Origin of the sequence: Bacillus ectoiniformans (assembly GCF_016908875.1) — a bacterium.
Taxonomy (GTDB): domain Bacteria; phylum Bacillota; class Bacilli; order Bacillales; family Domibacillaceae; genus Bacillus_BX; species Bacillus_BX ectoiniformans.
Window position 1 is genome coordinate 38,048 of the sequence record NZ_JAFBES010000006.1, and the last position, 20,433, is coordinate 58,480.

The 20,433-nt window shown below is 39.6% G+C and carries 21 protein-coding genes; 11 read left to right on the plus strand and 10 right to left on the minus strand.

All coding sequences use genetic code 11. The features are described 5' to 3' along the window. Positions 1–9 precede the first annotated feature (9 nt). Complete coding sequence (locus JOC78_RS09880; RefSeq protein WP_204554822.1) at positions 10–1,023, minus strand: MoeB/ThiF family adenylyltransferase; 1,014 nt, start codon at positions 1,021–1,023, stop codon at positions 10–12. A 198-nt stretch (positions 1,024–1,221) separates the two neighbouring features. Between JOC78_RS09880 and JOC78_RS09885 the strand changes: the two genes are divergently transcribed. Next, positions 1,222–1,758, plus strand: a complete 537-nt coding sequence (locus tag JOC78_RS09885; protein ID WP_204554825.1) for a hypothetical protein — start codon at positions 1,222–1,224, stop codon at positions 1,756–1,758. A 174-nt stretch (positions 1,759–1,932) separates the two neighbouring features. Here the strand turns inward: JOC78_RS09885 and JOC78_RS09890 are convergent, their stop codons facing one another. From JOC78_RS09890 to JOC78_RS09915, 6 genes are all read right to left on the minus strand, one after another. Next, positions 1,933–2,478 carry a DUF6434 domain-containing protein gene (locus JOC78_RS09890; protein WP_204554828.1) on the minus strand — a complete coding sequence of 182 codons (546 nt, stop codon included), beginning with the start codon at positions 2,476–2,478 and terminating at the stop codon, positions 1,933–1,935. 179 nt (positions 2,479–2,657) lie between these two features. Continuing rightward, positions 2,658–2,852, minus strand: a complete 195-nt coding sequence (locus tag JOC78_RS09895; protein WP_204554831.1) for a hypothetical protein — start codon at positions 2,850–2,852, stop codon at positions 2,658–2,660. After that, entirely contained in the window at positions 2,839–3,375 is a 537-nt protein-coding gene (locus JOC78_RS09900; protein WP_204554842.1) for a Rieske 2Fe-2S domain-containing protein, read from the minus strand. The genes JOC78_RS09895 and JOC78_RS09900 overlap by 14 nt, the downstream gene beginning before the upstream one ends. Before the next feature lie 27 nt (positions 3,376–3,402). Continuing rightward, on the minus strand, positions 3,403–3,945 hold the full coding sequence (locus tag JOC78_RS09905; protein WP_204554845.1) for a 4Fe-4S dicluster domain-containing protein: 543 nt from the start codon (positions 3,943–3,945) through the stop codon (positions 3,403–3,405). A gap of 25 nt (positions 3,946–3,970) precedes the next feature. Next, complete coding sequence (fdhF, locus tag JOC78_RS09910; protein WP_204554848.1) at positions 3,971–6,094, minus strand: formate dehydrogenase subunit alpha; 2,124 nt, start codon at positions 6,092–6,094, stop codon at positions 3,971–3,973. Next, positions 6,087–7,271 carry an MFS transporter gene (locus tag JOC78_RS09915; RefSeq protein ID WP_204554851.1) on the minus strand — a complete coding sequence of 395 codons (1,185 nt, stop codon included), beginning with the start codon at positions 7,269–7,271 and terminating at the stop codon, positions 6,087–6,089. Before JOC78_RS09915 ends, fdhF begins: the two co-directional genes overlap by 8 nt. A gap of 172 nt (positions 7,272–7,443) precedes the next feature. Here JOC78_RS09915 and JOC78_RS09920 point away from each other — a divergent pair, with 172 nt between their 5' ends. Further along, positions 7,444–8,181 carry an Mrp/NBP35 family ATP-binding protein gene (locus tag JOC78_RS09920; protein ID WP_338023195.1) on the plus strand — a complete coding sequence of 246 codons (738 nt, stop codon included), beginning with the start codon at positions 7,444–7,446 and terminating at the stop codon, positions 8,179–8,181. Between the two features lie 59 nt (positions 8,182–8,240). Here JOC78_RS09920 and JOC78_RS09925 read toward each other — a convergent pair whose 3' ends face one another. After that, complete coding sequence (locus JOC78_RS09925; RefSeq protein ID WP_204554857.1) at positions 8,241–8,957, minus strand: YwiC-like family protein; 717 nt, start codon at positions 8,955–8,957, stop codon at positions 8,241–8,243. Positions 8,958–9,297: 340 nt separating this feature from the next. Between JOC78_RS09925 and JOC78_RS09930 the strand changes: the two genes are divergently transcribed. From JOC78_RS09930 to JOC78_RS09945, 4 genes are all read left to right on the plus strand, one after another. After that, positions 9,298–10,098 (plus strand): SDR family NAD(P)-dependent oxidoreductase, encoded by an 801-nt coding sequence (locus JOC78_RS09930; protein WP_204554860.1) that lies wholly within the window; start codon positions 9,298–9,300, stop codon positions 10,096–10,098. Between the two features lie 71 nt (positions 10,099–10,169). Then, positions 10,170–10,349 (plus strand): H-type small acid-soluble spore protein, encoded by a 180-nt coding sequence (locus tag JOC78_RS09935; RefSeq protein WP_204554863.1) that lies wholly within the window; start codon positions 10,170–10,172, stop codon positions 10,347–10,349. A 539-nt stretch (positions 10,350–10,888) separates the two neighbouring features. After that, positions 10,889–11,056, plus strand: a complete 168-nt coding sequence (locus tag JOC78_RS09940) for a hypothetical protein (RefSeq protein WP_204554866.1) — start codon at positions 10,889–10,891, stop codon at positions 11,054–11,056. 2 nt (positions 11,057–11,058) lie between these two features. Next, entirely contained in the window at positions 11,059–11,244 is a 186-nt protein-coding gene (locus JOC78_RS09945) for a DUF3813 domain-containing protein (RefSeq protein WP_204554868.1), read from the plus strand. Positions 11,245–11,299: 55 nt separating this feature from the next. Here the strand turns inward: JOC78_RS09945 and JOC78_RS09950 are convergent, their stop codons facing one another. Then, positions 11,300–11,956, minus strand: coding sequence for a hypothetical protein (locus JOC78_RS09950; RefSeq protein ID WP_204554870.1), 657 nt, complete (start codon positions 11,954–11,956; stop codon positions 11,300–11,302). Positions 11,957–12,147: 191 nt separating this feature from the next. Beyond that, positions 12,148–12,366, minus strand: a complete 219-nt coding sequence (locus tag JOC78_RS09955) for a hypothetical protein (protein WP_204554873.1) — start codon at positions 12,364–12,366, stop codon at positions 12,148–12,150. A gap of 439 nt (positions 12,367–12,805) precedes the next feature. Between JOC78_RS09955 and JOC78_RS09960 the strand changes: the two genes are divergently transcribed. Genes JOC78_RS09960 through pelG form a run of 5 tightly spaced genes read left to right on the plus strand, consistent with a single transcriptional unit; the run spans position 12,806 to position 20,425 of the window. Further along, entirely contained in the window at positions 12,806–14,980 is a 2,175-nt protein-coding gene (locus JOC78_RS09960; RefSeq protein ID WP_204554876.1) for an NAD-dependent epimerase/dehydratase family protein, read from the plus strand. Then, the gene (locus JOC78_RS09965; protein WP_204554879.1) at positions 14,970–15,866 is read left to right on the plus strand and encodes a hypothetical protein; all 897 of its coding nucleotides are present in this window, start codon (positions 14,970–14,972) and stop codon (positions 15,864–15,866) included. The genes JOC78_RS09960 and JOC78_RS09965 overlap by 11 nt, the downstream gene beginning before the upstream one ends. Next, positions 15,850–17,580: a DUF2194 domain-containing protein gene (locus JOC78_RS09970; protein ID WP_204554882.1), complete on the plus strand. Its 1,731-nt coding sequence runs from the start codon at positions 15,850–15,852 to the stop codon at positions 17,578–17,580. Before JOC78_RS09965 ends, JOC78_RS09970 begins: the two co-directional genes overlap by 17 nt. Positions 17,581–17,583: 3 nt before the next feature. Then, positions 17,584–19,026 carry a GT4 family glycosyltransferase PelF gene (gene pelF, locus JOC78_RS09975; protein ID WP_204554886.1) on the plus strand — a complete coding sequence of 481 codons (1,443 nt, stop codon included), beginning with the start codon at positions 17,584–17,586 and terminating at the stop codon, positions 19,024–19,026. Next, positions 18,989–20,425, plus strand: coding sequence for an exopolysaccharide Pel transporter PelG (gene pelG / locus JOC78_RS09980; protein ID WP_204554888.1), 1,437 nt, complete (start codon positions 18,989–18,991; stop codon positions 20,423–20,425). The genes pelF and pelG overlap by 38 nt, the downstream gene beginning before the upstream one ends. Positions 20,426–20,433 lie beyond the last annotated feature (8 nt).

Consider the following 20,433-nt stretch of genomic DNA (forward strand, 5'->3'; position numbering starts at 1 on the left):
ACGTTCCCCCTATCCCACTAATCGATAGTAAATGCTTTTGGCTTGATCAATGTCATTCGTTCCATGGACAAACGCCCGGCCGTCCTGGAAAAATACGATTCTATATGTTTCATATGTCAGTGAAAGCAAATATGGATTTCTTTTCATTTCTCCAAATGTAGAAAGCTTTTTTTCTAAATCATCTAACGAAAGCGCTTGTTTAGAAGGACGGATTTGCACCGTATCTCTGCCGCACAGCACGCTGACTTTTGTTTGCTGGTCATATTGTAAATAAGGATGAATAGGGTTGTGTCCGCAAGAAGGACAATCGGCTTTTTTGGCGCGCTGGACATTCATGGTATAGGATTGGTTATTCCACACATCAAATGTAAGCAGACCTTTTCGTAATGCAGAATGATCTTCCACTAATAGTTTAAGCGCTTCAACTGTTTGATGAGCCGTCACCATTTGAACAGCCGGAGAAATTATGCCTGATGTATCACATGTCGCTCCGTTCATAGGTACCGAATGCAGCAGACAATGCAAGCACGGTGTTTCGCCTGGAATTATCGTATAGCTCATTCCTGTACTGCCAACACATGAGCCATAAATCCAAGGAATCTGATGTTTTTGCATGAGGTCATTCATAATCATCCGAATATCAAAATTGTCAGTGGCATCAATGGCAATGTCTACACCTTTTAATAAAGGTGAAAGCGATTCACTGGTGGCATCCATTACGAAAGCTTGAATATCTACCTCACTGTTCATTTGAGTTAACCGATCTTTGGCAGCGATCGCTTTAGGCATACGGTTCTTAGCATCCTGCTCCGTATAAAGCTGCTGGCGCTGCAAATTGCTCCATTCCACATAATCCCGGTCAATAATGGTTAGTTTGCCAATCCCGGCACGAACGAGTGATTCCGCATTGGAAGCTCCCAGTGCTCCGGCTCCAACGATCAATACATGCTTATTTAACAGGCGTGTTTGTCCAGTGTTTCCAATTGGGTAAAATAACTTTTGACGGGAATAACGATCGTCCATCAGGTCTCTTCCTTTCTGCATACCACTAAGGAAATGCAATTAATCTACTATTTATATATTTCTAGTGTACATGAAGGATCGCTTATTTTTAAGTAAAGTAATTTACATCACAGCCAAATGATTTTTACTTCTATAGGATAATAGAAAAGAAGAAAAAGTGTAGTGATGTAGTTCACATGATGAATGGAGGAATACACTGTGTTATCAGCCATCTTGCAGTTTAAAAATGAACAAGATGTCCATCAAGTTATTGAAAAGCTGGGTTTTAAAGGCCAAATGAATCAGTTTAAGTATAATGTAAAAAACAAGACGCTCATTGAAGCAGTCTACGAACCTGCTCCTAACTCTCTCACTCTGCAATTTTCACCTGGTTTAAATTTAGAAGAGTATACAATGGTACATGAGAAAATAGTTCAGTTAAAACAGCAGTTACATGCAAAAATTGATGACAGCAATAGCTTGCTTGGGTATTTAAAAAGTGGTGAAGGTGCGTATATCGTGACCAACTGGCAGAAATGGTATGAGTTTTTGCAAGGAGCGAAATTGACGACTTTAGAAGGCAAAAAAGTACGCGTCTTAGATAAGAATGATAAAGAACTGGCATCTGGACTGTTTGTCGGCTACACAAAAGACGAACAGAGTTCAAATATTGTTGAATGCACGGTCATTACTTTATTTGGAGAAAGAAGTTTTCAAGGATCGAATTTGACGATCGAACCTACAAATGAATGGTGAGTGATAAAAAGGAATGTACCCGCATTCCTTTTTGTTTTGCTTGTTTATGGTGATTGTATAGGTGTTTACTTCTTTAATTTAATGGCTTATATTTTTAATTTACTATTTTGAATTTTGCACACAGTGATTTTAGTATTTGTGATTTCTAGGTATAAGTGATCGAAAAAGACGCTGTCATTTAGATATATATTTATTGCTTCCTGGAAGCTTTTTAATTTCATTCCAGGCTGCAATAGCTTCCTCGCGACTCTTTCCCTTGTTTTTTGAGTCCGCATAGAAGTCCCGGATAAACTGATTGTATTCAAATTGAGGAGCGATGACTTTCTCGTATGCCGGATCTTTCTTGCGTTCTTCCTCTTCGTACCAAGCTGCTATGGCATCGCGATATGTTTTTCCCGCATTATTTTTAAAATAGTTTTGAATGTATGTAGAAAAATGAAAGTTGGAACCTATTGCTGTCTTGAAAAATTCTCTTACATTTTGACTGCATCGATGATTTTCGGTAATCACTTTATCTAAACTTAATTCACGCGGCAATTTAGACACTTTGCTTTTTCCCGTGCGTTTTAGTGGTTTTTTTATCTCTCCTGTAAGAATAAAAGCTTCTATTCGGTCTGATATTTCTTCTTTAGAACCAGATGCACTGATTCCATTTTCTCTGCAGAAGGACTGTAGTTCTTGTTTCAGCCAGTAATATTCTTTAAACACTTGAACTTCCATGCTTCTTTCTAATTAAGGCCTCATCTGTTGCACCCCCAATTTAAATTGAAGAACATTTGTTCTAATTAAACAATTAAATCGTACATAATGTCAACCTGTTCTTTGATTTCAATATAAAAAGGCTTGCAGAAGAAAATCATCCCTCTGCAAGCCTAATTTTTTTATATAAATAAAACCACTCACTGATACTCTTTCTTTCTCCAAAGGAAGAAAGTGACGGCACATATAATAGAAGAAACAAGTGAAATTCCTGTGTACGTATAGACATGGCTGAATTCCCTGCCAAAATAGGATTCAATCGTCCACTGGAGCATCACCACATTGATCGCTAACGTGATGATAATAGTAATCCAATACCCTTTATTCTTCCCCATGACGAATCTTCCTTCCGACCGCGTATATGGTACCCGCTTCTACTTCTAGTTCGATCATTGGCAGCTCTCTTTGCGGAGGTCCGGCTAACGGCTGGCCATTATCGACACTAAAGAATCCCCTGTGACATGGACATAATAGCACCGACTCTTCTTTCTCATAAAAAACGGGGCATTGAAGATGCGTACATTTATTATTATAGGCCTTCAGTTCTCCGTTTTTGGTATGAACTAAAATAGCCGGTTCATCATCTGTCGGGTAATTAAAGTTAATTGAACTGTCTTTCGGTACATCTTTAAGCTTAGCAATCTCAACCCGATTTGATTTTTCATCCCGAGAGTTTAAAGCCAGTACTGAAAAAGGCAGCGTAGCAAGACCAATCGTCAAGGAAGCTCCGACAGCGGATTTTAAAAATGCACGACGATTAAATTTAAGATCCTCATCTCGGTTTAAATTATCTACTAAATGAATCATATCGTCCTTTGTATCTTTTTCATTGCGTTTTAGCTTCTTATCATTGGACATATTTGCTACTCCCTTTCCTGTCTAAATTTAATCTGTGTATACACCGAAGAATTCAGGCACGTAATCCCACTTATTGCCTTCTTGAGGTTTCTTGCCTTCTACTAAATTCATTTGCGAACGTTTGCGGCGCAGCTGCTGCATTTCATCAAAGTCGATGAAGCGAATCGCATCACTCGGACAAACAGACGCACACATTGGGGCAATATCATGCTTTGAACGGTCATAGCACATATCGCATTTATACATTTTGTTTTCTTCAAAATCGAACTTTGGAATACCGAATGGACAGCCAAATGTACAATTTCGGCAGCCGATACATTTTTCTTCCATCGCAGACAGCACGACACCCTCTTCCGTAATTTGGATGGCATTCGCTGGACAGACCCGCGCGCAGGCTGGGTCTTTACATTGCATGCACAGCATCGGATACGTTTGGCGATTTTCAGTAAAGTCTACATATTCTACATAGTTCCGTTCCTTCGCATCATGATCCCCGCATTCCCGGCAAGCAGCTTGACACGCACGGCAGCCAATACATCTTTCAAATTCTAAATACATGATTTTATTCATGATGGCCATTCTCCTTTTCTTATTTTTATATTTTTTCCATTTTTAATGAACAAACTTTAAATTCCGGCATTCTTGAAATCGGATCAAGACAGGCATTGGTCAATTGGTTAACAGCCAGTTCTTTACCCCAGTGATAAGGGACGAATACGGTGTCTTTGCGAATCGCTTTAGTAATACGTGTTTTCACATCCATATGAGATCTCGGCGTGATCAGTCTAACCATCTCGCCATCCTGCAAATTATACTTGCTTGCAAGCGCCGGATGCATTTCCGCAAAAGGTTCCGGACATTGTTCCATTAAGAAATCCACTCTTCTTGTCTGTACGCCAGATAAATAGTGATAGACAACCCGGCCAGTAGTTAAAAAGTGCGGGAAGTCATTCGTTGGCGGCTCGCCAGCTTCTTGCCATTCCACACTTGGAAGGTTCGCTTTTCCATCCGGTGTACCGAATGAATCAACAAACATGGTCGGTGTTCCTGGGTGATCCTCCGATGGACAAGGCCAGAACACTCCATCTTCCTTATCAATCCGGTCATAAGTGATGCCGTAATAATCCGCTTTCCCACCTTTTGTAGCAACACGGAATTCTTCAAAAATCTCGCCTGCACTTTTATATGGGAAGTACTTTCCTTTTCCCATACGCTCCGCAATTCGATTAATAATTTCCCAATCCGGCTGTGACTCGCCAAGCGGTTCCCTTACTTTCCGGATTCGAATTACGCGGCCTTCAAGATTCGTTGTTGTTCCTTCATCCTCAGCCCACGTTGTTGCTGGGAGCACCACATCTGCAAATTGTGCCGTCTCTGAAAGGAAGAAATCGCTGACAACAAGAAAATCTAATTTCTTAAATGCCTTCCAGATATGTTCTAAATTCGGTGCTGATACCGCTGGATTACTGCAGATGACATGCATACCGCGAATATTGCCCTTCATGATTTCATCGAACATTTCATAAGCGGATACTCCTGGTTTGGGCATCTCACTTGGGTCAATTCCCCATACATTTGAAATATACTTGACTGCTTCCGGGTCCGTTAATTTACGGTAGCCTGGAAGTAAATCTGCTTTTTGTCCATGCTCTCGTCCGCCTTGTCCGTTTCCTTGTCCGGTGAATGTAGCCACTCCAGAAGCAAACTTGCCAATTTGCCCTCTTAACAAAGCCATTGACGTATATAAAGTGACATTGTCTACACCTTTTCTTTGCTGCTCCACTCCGCGGGCAAACATAACCACGGAACGAGGAGACATCCCATAAATATGGGCGGCTTTAATAATTTTCTCGATCGAAACACCTGTCATTTTTGACGTGTATTCTGGTGTGAACTTTTCTGTGCTTTTCTTTAATTCTTCGTAATTATTGCAGCGCTCGTTGACGTACTCTTCATCGACATAGCCTTCTTTAATCAAGATATGAAGCATCCCATTGGCAAGCGCTGAATCGGTGCCAGGTTTTAAATCTAAATGCACATCAGCGACGCGGGCGGTCGGCGTTTCCCGTGGATCAACCACAATAAGCTTTGCCCCTTTGTCTTTCGCTTTCCAAAGCCATTGAATGCTCGTCGGATGACATTCCGCTGTGTTGGAGCCTGCGATGAAAAAGCAATCCGTATGCTCGAGTTCAGGCCAAGGAAGTGTTGATCCCCGGTCAGTACCAAGTGTTTTTAAAAATCCGCCGGCAGCGGAGCTCATGCAAAAACGGCCATTATAATCAATAAAACGAGTACCTAGAGCCACACGAGCGTATTTTCCAACTAGATAGCATTTTTCGTTCGTCATGGATACACCGCCAAAAACGGACAGGGCATCTTTGCCGCTTTCATTTTGAAGCTTTTTGAAGTTCGCTTCGATCACATCAAGCGCTTCTTCCCAAGAAGACTCAACAAACTGGCCATTCTTTTTAATCAGCGGTTTTAAAATTCTTTCTTCATGCTCCACCGTTTGATAGGCAGTCACACCTTTAGGACACATTTTCCCTCTTGTTACCGGCCAGTCATACCTTGGCTCAACTCCAACCACATGACCAGATTTTTCATTGACTCGTATATGCATTCCGCACTGCATCCCGCAGTAGCAGCAATGCGTGGTAATTAACTTTTCGCCCGGTTTATGAAGGTTTTTAACCCCTGCTTTTGTGACAAACTCACTCATTTTCGTCTCTCCCTTTCTGTTTGTACTCTTTCAGCTGTTCTTGTACATGCTCTGGCAGATCATAAAAGTCATCTTTTCTCGATTTACTGAAGCCAGACATATGGATTCCGTTCATTGTTGTAATTGGATTTTCTTCTTTTGGCGTGTTTTCATCTATATTCATCTGTTTCATGACACGGATTCGTCTCCGGCAAGCAGGACAGTAATCTGATAAAAATGATCCATCCGCAAGCTGCAAATCAAAGCTTTGCACTTCTAGAATTCCTTTGACATCCGTAATCTGATCATCTGAGCTATACATATCTCCGCAACGCTTACAAGGACGCGTATCTACATTGACTTCTTCTTGATAATTCAGCGGCACAGCTGTGGCCAGCGGTCTGATTGGGAAATGAAATAGCTTGCCAAATGGGAAATACACTAAGAGCACAACAACTGTCACTTGATGGACCAATGTTAAATAATGATGCATAAAGCCATCTAACAGCGCATAAGAGACCGTTAATATTAAACCAGTTCCTGTGACAGCTAGTAAAAGGTATAAAGGAAATAAATCGAATTCCGTTCGCTGAGTAACTTTCACATCTTGATTGACAATTCTTCTGGCAAGAGCCATCGATACGCCAATGAGCACCATGACAGCCGTAATATTCAAGCCATTATAGACCATTTCAGCAAAAAGCCCGTGGGCAGCCATTGAGATGGTCTCAACTCCCATCACCACAATCACATAGGTTTCAGGGTCAACTAATTCGAAGTGCATCCAGCCGAATGTTAAACCAAATGTAATAGCGAACGAACCAATGCAGCCCCAAGCAATTAAGAAATGCTGCACGCCTCGATAAATGCCGCGTTTAAAAATAAATTTTTGCAAAATGATGTTATCAAATGCTGTTTTTATGATTGAGCTGATATTTCTTTTCTTCCGCTTACTTTGTTTTAAATTGGTAAAACTTCGCTTAACGACTTGCTGGGTGGCCGGACGAATAAGCCAAGCACACATCCGGATGGTTAATCCAATAGCGAAAATCAGGGATGAAATTAAGTACCCCAGCAAGGCCATATCAAAATGAAGAAATTGTTCCGTTCCTACCCACACCGAGAATAATAGAATTAAAATGACAAAAAACGCATACTTGCTAGTCTTCGAATAAAAAGAACGTTCAAGCGTCTTCATAAAGAGCCCCCCTGTGACATTTATTACATATAAAAAAATAATCCTTTGTTAGTTTTTTAATAACGGCTTAGCCGAGTAATTGACATCATTGTATAAAATGTATGACGTCTCGACTGTGAGGTACGTCACATGCGTACAATTTTTTCAAAAATAGACAAATGAGGTGTTAAATGTGTTATCTGGAAACGTCATTGCCATCACTAGCGGAAAAGGCGGAGTGGGCAAATCAACTGTTTCTGTTAATTTAGCGATCGCCCTCTCAAGAATGGGGAAAAATGTTGCCCTAATTGATCTTGATATTTATGGATTTAGCGTGCCAAAAATAATGAATCTCGAAAACAGGCCGAAAACGTTTAACGGCAAGATTATTCCGGTAGAATCTCATGGTGTGAAAGTCATGTCGATGGGATTTTTAATTAAAAATAACGAACCGGTCGTATGGAGAGGTCCCATGCTTGGAAAAATGGTCGAGCATTTCTCAAAAGATGTCATGTGGGGAGAATTAGATTACATTCTTTTAGATATGCCGCCTGGCACAGGTGATGTAGCGCTTGATATGCACCACTTTATCCCAGAAAGCAAAGAAATTATTGTCACCACTCCACATCAAACCGCGACACACGTGGCAGAACGTGCCGGAACTATGGCTTTAAAAGCGAAACATGAAGTGCTTGGTGTCGTTGAAAACATGTCGTTCTTCCAGCCTCGAGACAGTGACAAACAATATTATTTATTTGGCAAAGGCGGAGGTGCAGACTTAGCCGATGCCCTTCATACAAGCCTTTTGGCTCAGCTGCCGATAGAAGAACTGGATGAAGAAACAGAAACTGGGGGCATCTATGAAGAAGGATCTTCTCTCTATCGCCACTTTGATCAGCTGGCTGAAAAAGTTGATTCTCTCATTAAATAATTGTTGAACGACCGAAAAAACTTCCCTTCATCTATAATGAATGGGAAGTTTTTTTGTGGTTAGATAGACATCCATATGATCACCATAAAAAATGCGGAGTTGGCAATTTCAAGTATTCCTACTTTCATGATAGAGATATTTTTTCCGTAAAGAAAGAATGCTCTTATTACACTCGGAAGAAAAGCAAGTACAAGTAATCTGGGTTCTGCATATACTCCCACACCGATTAATAAGAGTAGATGGTATGTCCATGAGTAAAGCCGAAACATTTGATTTTTCTTCTCGCGAATCATCGTCTTTACAAAAAACGTACTGCCTAGAAAAAATAAAAACGAAAGCAAAGTGATAAAAAATGCGGTGAGGTCAAGTGTACCGCTGCCTAAATAATAACTTGCCAATCCGCCTATACAAAAAGCGATGATGGCTGTTACGTCGTTAGTAAACGCGCGTTCTTTTTTATTCTTCGCAAAGATCATATTAATAACAAACAATGGCAGCATCATTCCTCCAAACATGAGCATCGTCCAGTCATACACAAGAACAATAGCCAAAAAGCAAAGTGCAACAGAGAAATAGATCCCTGCCCATTTCATATGCAGTTTCTTTTTCTTTCCTTTCACGTACATCAAAAATGGATAGGTCGCTAAATAAAGAAACATCCATCCGAGAAACAATGAAATATGAACAAATCTAAATCCTCCTGCCGCCGCCCCCAGTAAAAATGGAACCAAGAGCATTGCCCATGCACCATGCTGTTTAGGTAGCAATAGTTTCATTTTTTTCACCCACTTCATGATTTGATAATTTCATTTTATAAAAATGCCTGAATTATTCATGTGATTTACTTCACATAAATAGAGGGAATTTTTTTATATGATCAAAGTATGAACCAATCGGTACTTAAAACATTCAGGGAGGTATGGAAAGTGAGCCTGCTTGTGTATATATACCAAAAGCGATGCGGAAAAAGAAAAGACAGCCAGCAGGTTAACATTTTTTTGTAAATATAGCTTTATTGGGCTCATTCAAAAGTGAGCTCTCTTTTTTATCATGGTTATCTCAGCTAACCTAAGGGTATGTCATGTTAATAATCATTTTTTTAATGGAGGGATCAAGATGGGCGTTTTTCAAAGCAAACTTTTAGAGAATCAGCACATTTTATTGACCGGTGCTACTGGAGGGATCGGCTGGGAGACGGCAAAGTCAATAGTTGCTGCTGGAGGAAGCCTGACGATTACCGGCCGCGATGAGGAAAAATTAACACAGTTAAAAAATGAGTGTGAAACGATCAATTCCGAAGCAAAAATTCTTGCAATAGCAGCTGACCTAACGAATGAACAAGACCGCAAACGTCTGGTAGATTCAGCTATTCAAAGCATCGGAGCCATTACGGGACTGGTTAACTCAGCTGGTATTGGTGGAGGAAATACGATCGAACAGCTTTCAGAAGACCAATTGCGCAGCATCATGGAAGTCAACTTCTTTTCAACCGTTTTCCTGACACAGCTTGTATACCAGCATATGCAGGAACAAAGAAAAGGCTCGATCGTTAACCTTTCTTCCCTTTCAGGACTCCGCGGACCTAAAGGTAATGGTGCATACAGCGCATCTAAATTCGCCATCACGGGTTTCACCCATTCCATGGCTTTAGAAGCGATTGATTATAACATTCGGGTAAACGCCGTATGTCCCGGCTATGTTGATACGGAAATGGCCCGAAACAGCATCAAGAGAAAAGCTGACGAAAATGGCTTTACGTACGAAGATCAGTTGCAAAAGTCCAAAGATCTGATTCCTTCAAAAAAATGGATTGCCCCGTCAGAAGTGGCTAACTCGATTATTTTTTTATTAAGTGATGCCGCGGAAAATATTGTTGGTGAATCGCTGAAGATCTCAGGCGGAAGCGTATTAAGGTGATTTTCTTACTATAGAATGGTTCTGCAGATTCCCGTTCATAATAAACCTGTATGAAAGAATGGAGGGAATGTATGAACGTTCAGCGAGCGAAAGAAATAGCCGAATCACCAATAATGGCGAATGTTTTATTTAACGGTGTTCCAGTCTATATCCAGCATGTTGATGATGAAGAAGCCACTGCAAGAGTCTATCCTCTTGATCAGCCTGAAAATGAGTACAGTATAGCTCTTGATCAATTAGTGGAAAAATAAATGACTATGGAAACCCCTAAACATCATCCTTTGTTTAGGGGGTTTTTTATTACCCAAAAAGAAATCAAGGTACGCCAATTGGCGCACCTTGATCATATGCAAGAATCAAAAGGTTGATACGACATGTACCTGCTCTTTGACAAACACCTCATTTGCATGATAAATGATTGACATTGAGAAATTCTAGACTGGGTTCATTCGATATACGCCCAAAGCCTTCACCCCATTTAGAGATTTCATTCTTTAGGTTTCTACGACTTGTACCTGCTCTCCGACAAACACCTCATTTGCATGAATGATTTGACATTGAGAAATTCTAGACTGGGTCAGTTCGATGTACGTCCAAAGCCTTCACCCCATTTGGAGTTTTCGTCCTTGCACTAATTATAATGGCCACTTAAAGCAAATCTTATACAGCTCCACCCCAAAAAATTTTAAACATGCTGACCCAATAATTACCCTTATAAAAACAAACACAAAAACCACAATAGTACAGACACAACTGTTTGTGTCTATCACTAAACTTCGGAGGGATTATGATGGGAAAAAGAAATAAGTCGAAACGTTTTGTTCAACAAGGCAAAAATGCTGTTGCTAAGCATGACGAACGATTTCCTTACCACATGACTTACTCTGAAGCTGAGGCTGGAAAGTTTACCAGCAGCAACACCGAAGAAAATCCCGATATGACGTTGGGAGGGTTTTAAAAATGGGTAACAGACTTTTTCAAGAAGCCAGAAACTTTGTTAATCAAGCAACTGCCAGCCGTGAACAAAAAGATATTGATATTGCAAAAAACAGTCTTTCTTCCGCTTACGCCAACTCCACATTAGCAGAACAAAAACAGTTAAGCGAGCTGCAGGAGCAGTTAAGACAAGTTGATCAAACCAAATAGTGATTGAAACAACAAAAAGAAGCTGAGCAAATTCAGCTTCTTTTTGTTCTGTTGTTTACTCATGCCACACCATTTCATCTTTAATAATATCTACGCTTGGTTCAAATCCGTCTCCATATTCAATTGGATATTGGTACATAAACAAATACTTCTGGCCATTTTTTTCAAAAACGGAAGCATAACCAACAATATCCTCTTTTTTAAGTGAATATTCTTCTTGAGATTGTTCAAACTTCATTTCACTTGCGTCTGACAAGGTAAAGCCTTCTGACTCTAGCTTTTCTTTAACATTCGCATCTTCTAGCTGATCTATGTGTAACTTAGCCTGTTCATTCTTACTTCCATCTGTATTTTTCGCATACGCTAACAGTTCATCTTCTTTATCTTCAAATGTTAAATTTTCTGGCACATACGTAGAAAAGCCAAGTTCTTTGCTTTGATAGAGATACGCTTTTCTTTCATCCTCCATGCCCTCTACCATCACTTTCACCGTTTTTTCTTGTTCTAGTTCAGGTAAAGGCTTTTCTGACTCAGTGTTCTCGTTCTCTTTCACTTCTTCATTTCCTTGATCCGGTTCTTCTGCCTGTTGCTCTTCCTCCTCAACCACTACCACATTTTCCTCTTCTTTTTCTGCAGGTGCCTCAGCATTTTGTGAGCAGGCAGCTAACCCAAGCATACTTGCGACTACCCCTGCTTTCCAAATATAATTCATCCCTATTCCTCCCATAATTTTATTTTATTATATTTTTATCCATATATATCCTCTAACCTATCTTAAATGATCTAAACATTTTTTTAAACTGATACGCCAATTTTTTCCCGTGAAAAAAATAAAAAAGGTGACCCTAGAGAGAGATCACCGCTTATATCCAATATTAAAATTTATATTTCCATAAATTATGTTCAGTTAATTACTTTCTTAATCGCGGATTCTGCCTCTTTAATACTATCGTACTGTTGAATGATATGACTTTGAATAAACTCCACTTGTATGGTTGAGGTATTCTTTACACAACGGATGGTGAGATATGGCTCGCCGTTTTTTTTATAGGTGTGCAAGATTTCAACTTGGTTGAAGTAGCATAAAGTTTCCAGCATGACTTTTAAATAATTCGCTGTCATCTTAGTACTCCTTTCTCATAGCAAGAAGAAATCGACTTATGCATAAACCCGGCTATTCATTAGATTAAATTAAATATACCATATAATGAATGATTCGTGTAAAAATTGTAGAAAATTCAGATAATTTTAATATTTATTGCTAATAATCAGATATTCTACAAATATTAATAGCAAAAGGCTGTTTAATTGTGTTTATATTTCCAACCAAAATATCCCACAGGCCATTCTTTCGAGCGCTATATCAGAAGTTAGGTATCAAAGGACAAATTAGCTGCTTATCTATTTAATCTCCATTATTTTTATTTCACTTTATTCAAAAAGTCCTAACCTCTATCATTTTCCGAATATAATACAAAAAATAAGCAATTAGTTGCAGGTCTAAGAATACACTTGTTACTAAGGGATAATATCAAGAAAAAACAGAAAAAGGTGTGGGTCTATGAAAATTCTTGTTACTGGCGGATATGGCTTTATAGGCTCCTTTATCGCTGAACGGTTCTTTAAAGAAAACCATTCGATCTACATTATTGATAATCTGTCTTCAGGTAAGAAAGAGAACATCTACTTCAACCATCGTTCTTTCATTGGCAATATTGAAGATGATACATGTGAAGCATTCTTTCGAACCCATTCATTTGATGTTGTCATTCATTGTGCTGCTCAAACCTATGTGCAGCAATCGATTGAAAATCCTGTTCTAGATTCTGAAACCAATATACTGGGTTTAATTAACATGTTAAATCTTTCTCGAAAGTATGGTGTGAAAAAGTTTGTGTTCTGCTCTTCAGCGGCTATTTACGGAGACACCAACTCTCTGCCAATTGCAGAAGATACACCGGCTCACCCGATTTCACCTTACGGACTTAATAAATTGGTCGGCGAAATGTATTGCCGTAAGTGGGAAGAATTATATGGTCTCTCATCGCTTATATTCCGCTTTTCAAACGTTTATGGTCCTAAACAGCATGTAAGCAAAGAGAGTGGAGTCATTGCTAAATTTACCGCTTGCCTATTAAAAGATAACCCTCTTGTCATTTATGGGGATGGAAATCAAACACGCGATTTTATTTATGTTGGGGATATTGCGGATGCTATTTATAGATCTGTAGTAAGTGATCTAAGCGGCACTTATAACTTGTCGTCAAATACCGAAATTAGTGTGAATCAGCTGATCACAGAACTGCGCGTATTTCGTCCGGTTTCCCAAACCGTATATGCAGATCAACCACATGGTGACATTACCCGATCGCGACTAGACAACACAAAAATAAAAACAAAGTTAGACTGGGTACCTAAATTTAGCCTGCATGAAGGATTGGAAAAAGTCATTCATTACTATGAACAGGAAGAATCACAGGAAAGCGCCTCGGATACTGAGGTCAAGAGTGTTTCTAAATCCTTATGGAAACACCCATTGTTTTCCCTATTAGAAAATGCCGTTCTATTTATTTTATTTTATGCTGTCTCGTCTTTTCTCACACCGATTGTTGACACCGTTGATGTATGGCTCATTTATATTTTACTTGCTGCTCTTCTTTTTGGTAAAACTCAATCGGTTGTGGCGTCTATCTTAGCATTGAGTGTTCATATGTATGACATGACCCTTTCAGGGCGTGATTGGATGTCTTTATTTATCGATAATTCGCTATTGGCCACGTTTACAATCTACTTGCTCGTCGGTTTAATTATAAGCTATGTAGTGGATCGCAGAAAAATAGAGCTGCAATTTACAAAAGATGAGCTGGTTTCTTCTCAATCGAAGTATGCATTTCTTACGAAGGTGTATGACGATACATTGCAAGTGAAAAATCAGCTGCAGGAACAGATTTTACGGACAGAGGATGGCATTGGAAAAATTTATTTTGCCACTCGAGAACTGGACAGTCTTGAACCTGAAGCGTTATTTAGCGGGGCCATTAAAGTGCTTGAACAGACATTAAAAGCCAAGCGGTTTTCTATTTACCTTGTCGATTCATATGGGTATATGCGACTAGCTGCAAAGTCGAATGATGCATCGTTTCAGCCTGCATCTTCTCTTAAAGTTCAAGAAGGCTCAATGATAGAAAACTGCATTGCCTCTCAGTCGATAAAATATAATACTTCCTTACAGCCGAATGAACCTATATTCGTATCTCCGATCATACAGAATCAGCAAACGATAGCCCTTATTGCTTGTTATGATGCCGAATTTGAACAACTGACCTTATCCTATCAAAACCTGATCGATGTAGTTAGCCGGCTGATCACTGCTTCCTTGTCACGCGCACATGATTATATAGAAGAAATTAATACGAAACGCTATATCAAAGATACAAATGCGCTCACCTCGTTTTATTTCCTAAGAATGCTAGAACAAAAACGAAAAGCTATGCGTGAACTTCACATCCCCTACGTTCGTTTGCATGTTCTTACTGAAGATATAACTACAGAACTGCTGCAAGCAATTGGGAATACTCTTCGAACAAACGATTATTTCGGTTACGATGAGAACGGTGCCCTGTCCATTCTCTTGTCTAATGTACAGCAGGAGGATGCCAAATTGGTGATTGAGCGTCTTCGAGTAAAATCTATTATTGCGGTACTGGATGAAAAGGAGCTTCCTCATGTGGGTTAATATCTTAATTGTTTATTATCTTCTTTCAGTTATTTACATTGCTTTCATGGCGATTTTCAGGAAAAAAGGTAGAGGCACTCAAGCGATGATCTTGCTTTCCTGTCCATTTATTAGTCTCTTTTTTATCTACGCTATGGCTAAACGAAAGAATAAAGATGGTGAGCTCCCCGACTGGCTTCTTAGGCGGGAAACATATGAAGATACCTCACTTCAGTCTCCAGACATAGAAAAAGAAGTGAATGTGATTCCTTTTGATGATGCTTTAAAGCTCAATTCCCCGAAAGTTCAACGAAAAATGCTAATTGATTTTTTAAAAAGTGAGTTCCTTCAGCATGCAGAAGCATTAGAACAAGCACTAAAAAGTGAAGACTCCGAAACGTCACATTATGCAGCCGCAGCCATTCAGCAAACAAAAGGAGATTTGCTCAGCAGTATGCGCAAGCTCGAAGCGCAGATTAGGGAGAGTGAAACAGATGTAGATGCACTAGAATCTTATTCTGAAGCTCTCCGAAAGTATATACGCGTCGAATTTCTAGATTCTAAAACACGAGAAAAATATAGGTATATCTTTCTTCATGTGTTAGATCGATTGATTGAACAGACGGCGGTTCCAAAACCGCGATATTATGAAGAAAAAATTAAAATGGCTCTTCTTTTAAATGAACATCAAACAGCTTACTATACATCCATTCAGTTTTTGAAGATATTCCCAGACATTGAGGAATCCTATTTCTCCGCATTACATGTTCATTATCAAATGCGCAATCATGAAGAGTTCTCACATACAATTACACTATTGCGTACATCTAACACCACACTCTCGCCAAAGAGGCTTGATCAGCTGCGTTTTTGGCTTCAAGGTGATCTTTATGAACAGCAAGTTTAATCTTGAAAGAAGTACTTTTATAATGATGAGCTTTGTCGCTGTTATAGGACTATTTTTTGTGCTGGTGCGCTCTGACTTTGTTATTCAGTATAGACATTACAACAACCTGACGGAAAAAGAACCGTTAGTCAGGTCAAAAGAACCGCTGGCTGCTGCCTACAAGCAACCTGCCTATTTGGTCTTGACCGGAGATGACGCCAAGGAATTAGCAGATCAGACTGCTTTTGTTTTAAATCATATGGGAAAGCGAGTTGAACGCTTGCCTCTGAAAGAACTAGACTCTGTTACTAAAGAATATGATGGGATGATTATTGCTACAGAAAATCTTGATGCCCTGACTGATCCTTCCTCCCTACTGCGTTATGCAGAAAATGGCGGATCAGTTTTCTTTGCTACTCGCCCTTCTCCAGGAAACAACCTATCTACTCTATACCAAAGAATAGGCATGATAGAAACTGGTTCTTTTGTTGAAACAAAGGGGTTAAAATTGACGAAACCAATCTTTAGATCTGCCGGAAATCGAACATTTGCAACCGAACAGATTGTTAATTCTTCATTAAACGTCCGATTAGCTCCCGAAGCTGATTTACAGGTATCTTCCCCCTCAGGTATTCCGTTGCTTTGGAAAACAGAATATGGTGTAGGGCAATTTGTTGTATTTAACGGATCTATGCTAGCTCTTCCACACGGCCAGTCTATTTTGATTAAAGGGCTGCAAATGATGACGCCAGAATTGATCTATCCTGTATTAAACGCTGCTCCTACTATACTGAAAGGTTTTCCATTCCCTATCCCCGATCAGCGGCATCCGAACGAAAAGAGCACGATGAACGATTATTACCGATATACTTTTTGGCCAGAAATGCAACGGATTGAAGCGAAGTATGACTTGAATTATACGGCCGCATATGTAGCAGCATTTCATGAGAAAAACACAGATTTTTCGTTGTCACAAGAACAGGAAAATATGATTTTGTATAGCCGCGAACTGCTTAGAATGGGTGGCGAAATGGGCCTTCAAGGATATAACCATTTGCCGATAGGTGATATGAACAAATTAGATATTAGGTGGCAGTATCAAGAACTATTGGAGCGGACCACCCACGCTTTGCCCGGTTATCAAATTCGATCCTTTATACCCATTGATCAACAAGATCCGCTTGCACACTTAGCGTTGATTCGTTCTTATTTCCCAGACTTACATGCGGTGCTCGCACCAATCCAGTATTCTTTTTCAGTAGAATGGCCAAAAACTGAACCACTCCCTACGGCAATCCTTAACGAAACGTTTACCGGTTTTACGACAGATGAATATTCCAATTGGCTTGTATATAATTCCCTTTTATCTTCAGGCTATTTTTCTCAATCCCTTCAGCCGCAGGAATTTTTGAGCGGTAAAAAGGCTGAAGTTTCTTTAAAGGAACTTGAACAATTTTCTGCTCAATTGGCCCAAGATGTTCCGTGGCTTCGGAGAACAGTTCTTTCTGAAGCTGCCCGTTCTGCGATTCACACCTCGGATATCATTGTATATGAAGAAAAAACAGATCAAGGTGTCACTTTCCACTTGAATAAAGTGTCGAGTCCTTCTTATTTTTTCTTCTCTACTGATAAAAAAATGAAGAGTACTAAGCATTGTCATGTAAAAAAAATCGGTCATGACCTTTACTTAGTCGAAACAGACCAGCTTACATTTTCAATTGGATTGGAAGGATAACTTATGAAAATTTGTCTGATTGCTGAAGGTGCTTATCCCTATGTAACTGGCGGTGTTTCAAGCTGGATCCAATCGATCATTACCCAAATGCCAGAACATGAATTTATCGTTTATTCCATATCAACCAAAGATCACCTAGGTGCTATGCCTCTTTATAAACGCACATCAAATCTCTTAGAAATACGAGACATCCACTTGGGGAATTACGTTCAAAACGAAATTATTTCTGGTAAACGATACGATATTTCATTTGAAGAAAAGATGGCGTTTGTTTCATTGATCAGCGGTGATGAAACGAATTGGAACATCCTGTTTGATTTATTTTTAAGCGGACGGATTGATTCGATTTTAAATTTCCTGGCCAGTAAAGATTTTTTTGATATCGTCCGTTTAGTGTGCGAGGAACGATTTATTCACGTTCCGTTTACGGATATGTTTTGGGCCCTGCGTTCAATGGTTCTGCCTCTATTCATTTGCATTGATAATGAAATGCCGGAAGCTGATCTTTATCACAGTGTTTCAACTGGTTATGCCGGGGTCCTTGGGGCACTGGCCAACTATCAATACAATAAACCCTATCTATTAACGGAACATGGCATTTACACGCGAGAACGGGAAGAAGAGATCATTAAAGCAAAATGGATTAAAGGCTATTTCAAAGATATTTGGATTGATTATTTTTACAATTTGAGCCACTGCGCCTATCAATATGCTAATGAAGTCACCTCTTTATTCGCACAAAGCCGCAATATTCAAATTGACATTGGCTGTCCTCCTGAAAAAACGACGATTATTCCAAATGGCATAGACGTGGACCTGTTTAAACCTGAAGCTAGAAAAAAACGAGAAGGCCTTCACATAGGGGCCATCGTTCGGGTGGTCCCCATCAAAGATATTAGAACGATGCTGCAAAGTTTTGCGATTGTTGAACAAACCATTCCTGATGCGCATTTCTATATCATTGGTCCATGTGATGAAGATCAACAATATTATGAAGAATGCAAAGAATACGCAGATAGCCTTGGACTAAAAAATATTGTTTTTACAGGCACTGTAAACGTTATGGATTATTTAACGTTTATAGATATTCTCGTTTTATCAAGCATTAGTGAAGGTCAGCCGCTCGTTATCCTTGAAGGATTCGCTATGGGAATTCCATTTGTCGCTACTGATGTCGGCAGTTGTTCAGAACTTATTTTAGGCACCGGCGATGGTTACGGTCGTGCGGGATGCGTCGTTCCGGTTATGCACTTTCATCTATTAGCCGAAGAGATACTGTTCCTCTGCCGCAGTGAAGAAGTCAGGAAACATTTTGGCAGTAATGGATTCAATCGTGTCCAAAACCTTTATACCCTTCCACTGATGATCGACCGATATAATGCTTGTTATGAAAGGTGGAGTCAATCGAATGGCGGGAATCGGGTTTCAACTGAAAGAACTTTATAATCAATCAAACTTCTTCAGTCAGCTGCGAGCTTATGGATACTCAGCGATCACAGCTGTAGGGCCGATGTTTTTAACCATTTTGCTCATTACAGCAACTAGGGAATGGCTTTTATATTTAGAACTGCCGGCCTCTGAAATGAATGTGTTCATGGCGGCCGTGCAGTATGCTTTTATTTTCTCACAAATTTTGACTGGAGGACTTGTGTTTGTGGTTTCTCGGTACGTAGCCGATCAGACCTTTATGGAAAAAGAAGAAAATGTCTTGTCTTCTATGTATGGAGCAATCGCATTAGCGGTGTTTATTGGTTTCATCGCAGCCATTTTATTTTATTGGTCTTCCCCGCTTTCGCTTTTGTATAAATTGATCACTTATTTGTTTTTCACAGAATTAAGTATCATCTGGATCTTGTCCATGTATGTATCAGCCTTAAAAGACTTTAAAAAGATTGTTAAAAATTACCTTTTGGGCATTCTCGTATCTGCCTTTATGATCTGGGGACTGACAGGGCCTTTAGGTTTCGAAAATGCCAGTGCCGTCTTTCTCGGCTTGAATGTAGGGTTTTTTCTAATAGCCATTTTGTTAACACGTGATATATTTAGTTACTTTCAAATTAATAACAAACAATATTTTCATTATTTGACTTACTTTGAAAAACACCCTTATTTATTCTTTATTGGTCTGTCTTACTATATTGGGTTATATGGCCATAACATTGCTGTGTGGCTTGGCGACAGAAGTATCGTCATTGGCGAGACATTTCTAATGGCTCCTTATTATGACACACCCGTCTTTTACGCCTACTTAAGCGTCCTTCCTGCATTAATTTTATTTATGGTCACGCTAGAAACGACCTTTTATACTTCTTACAAAAAATACTACGGCCGTATTTTAAATGGTTTTCCGCTACAGGATATTGATAGTGCCCGTCAAGAAATGTACAGAGTTTTAAAACTGGAGATCTTATTTCTCGCTCAAGTACAGCTCTTGGTCACCTTTGCTTTTTTATTCATCGGTGTTCGTTTCCTGCCATTTTTAGGACTGACACAGGACCAAATTGATATATTTATGATCGTTGTATTGGGCAGCTGGTTTTTAAGTTTAATGATTACGATGTTTCTCATACTACTATACTTTGATGAGCGGAAATCAACCTTTTTACTTACTGCTTCCTATGCGGTATTAAGTTTCACGCTAACGATCGCGGCTATGAATGTTCTAAACTTGTATGGTGCAGGAATGTTTATTGCGTCTCTTGCTGGTGCCATAATGGGCAGCCGCCTTCTTGTATCACGTTTAAATGATATCGATTATACGACATTTTGCTCTCAGCCGATTATTTACAAAGAATCCATTACCCGGACTGAGCGCTTTTTGAAACGAATCGGCAGCCTTGATTGATAGGAGTG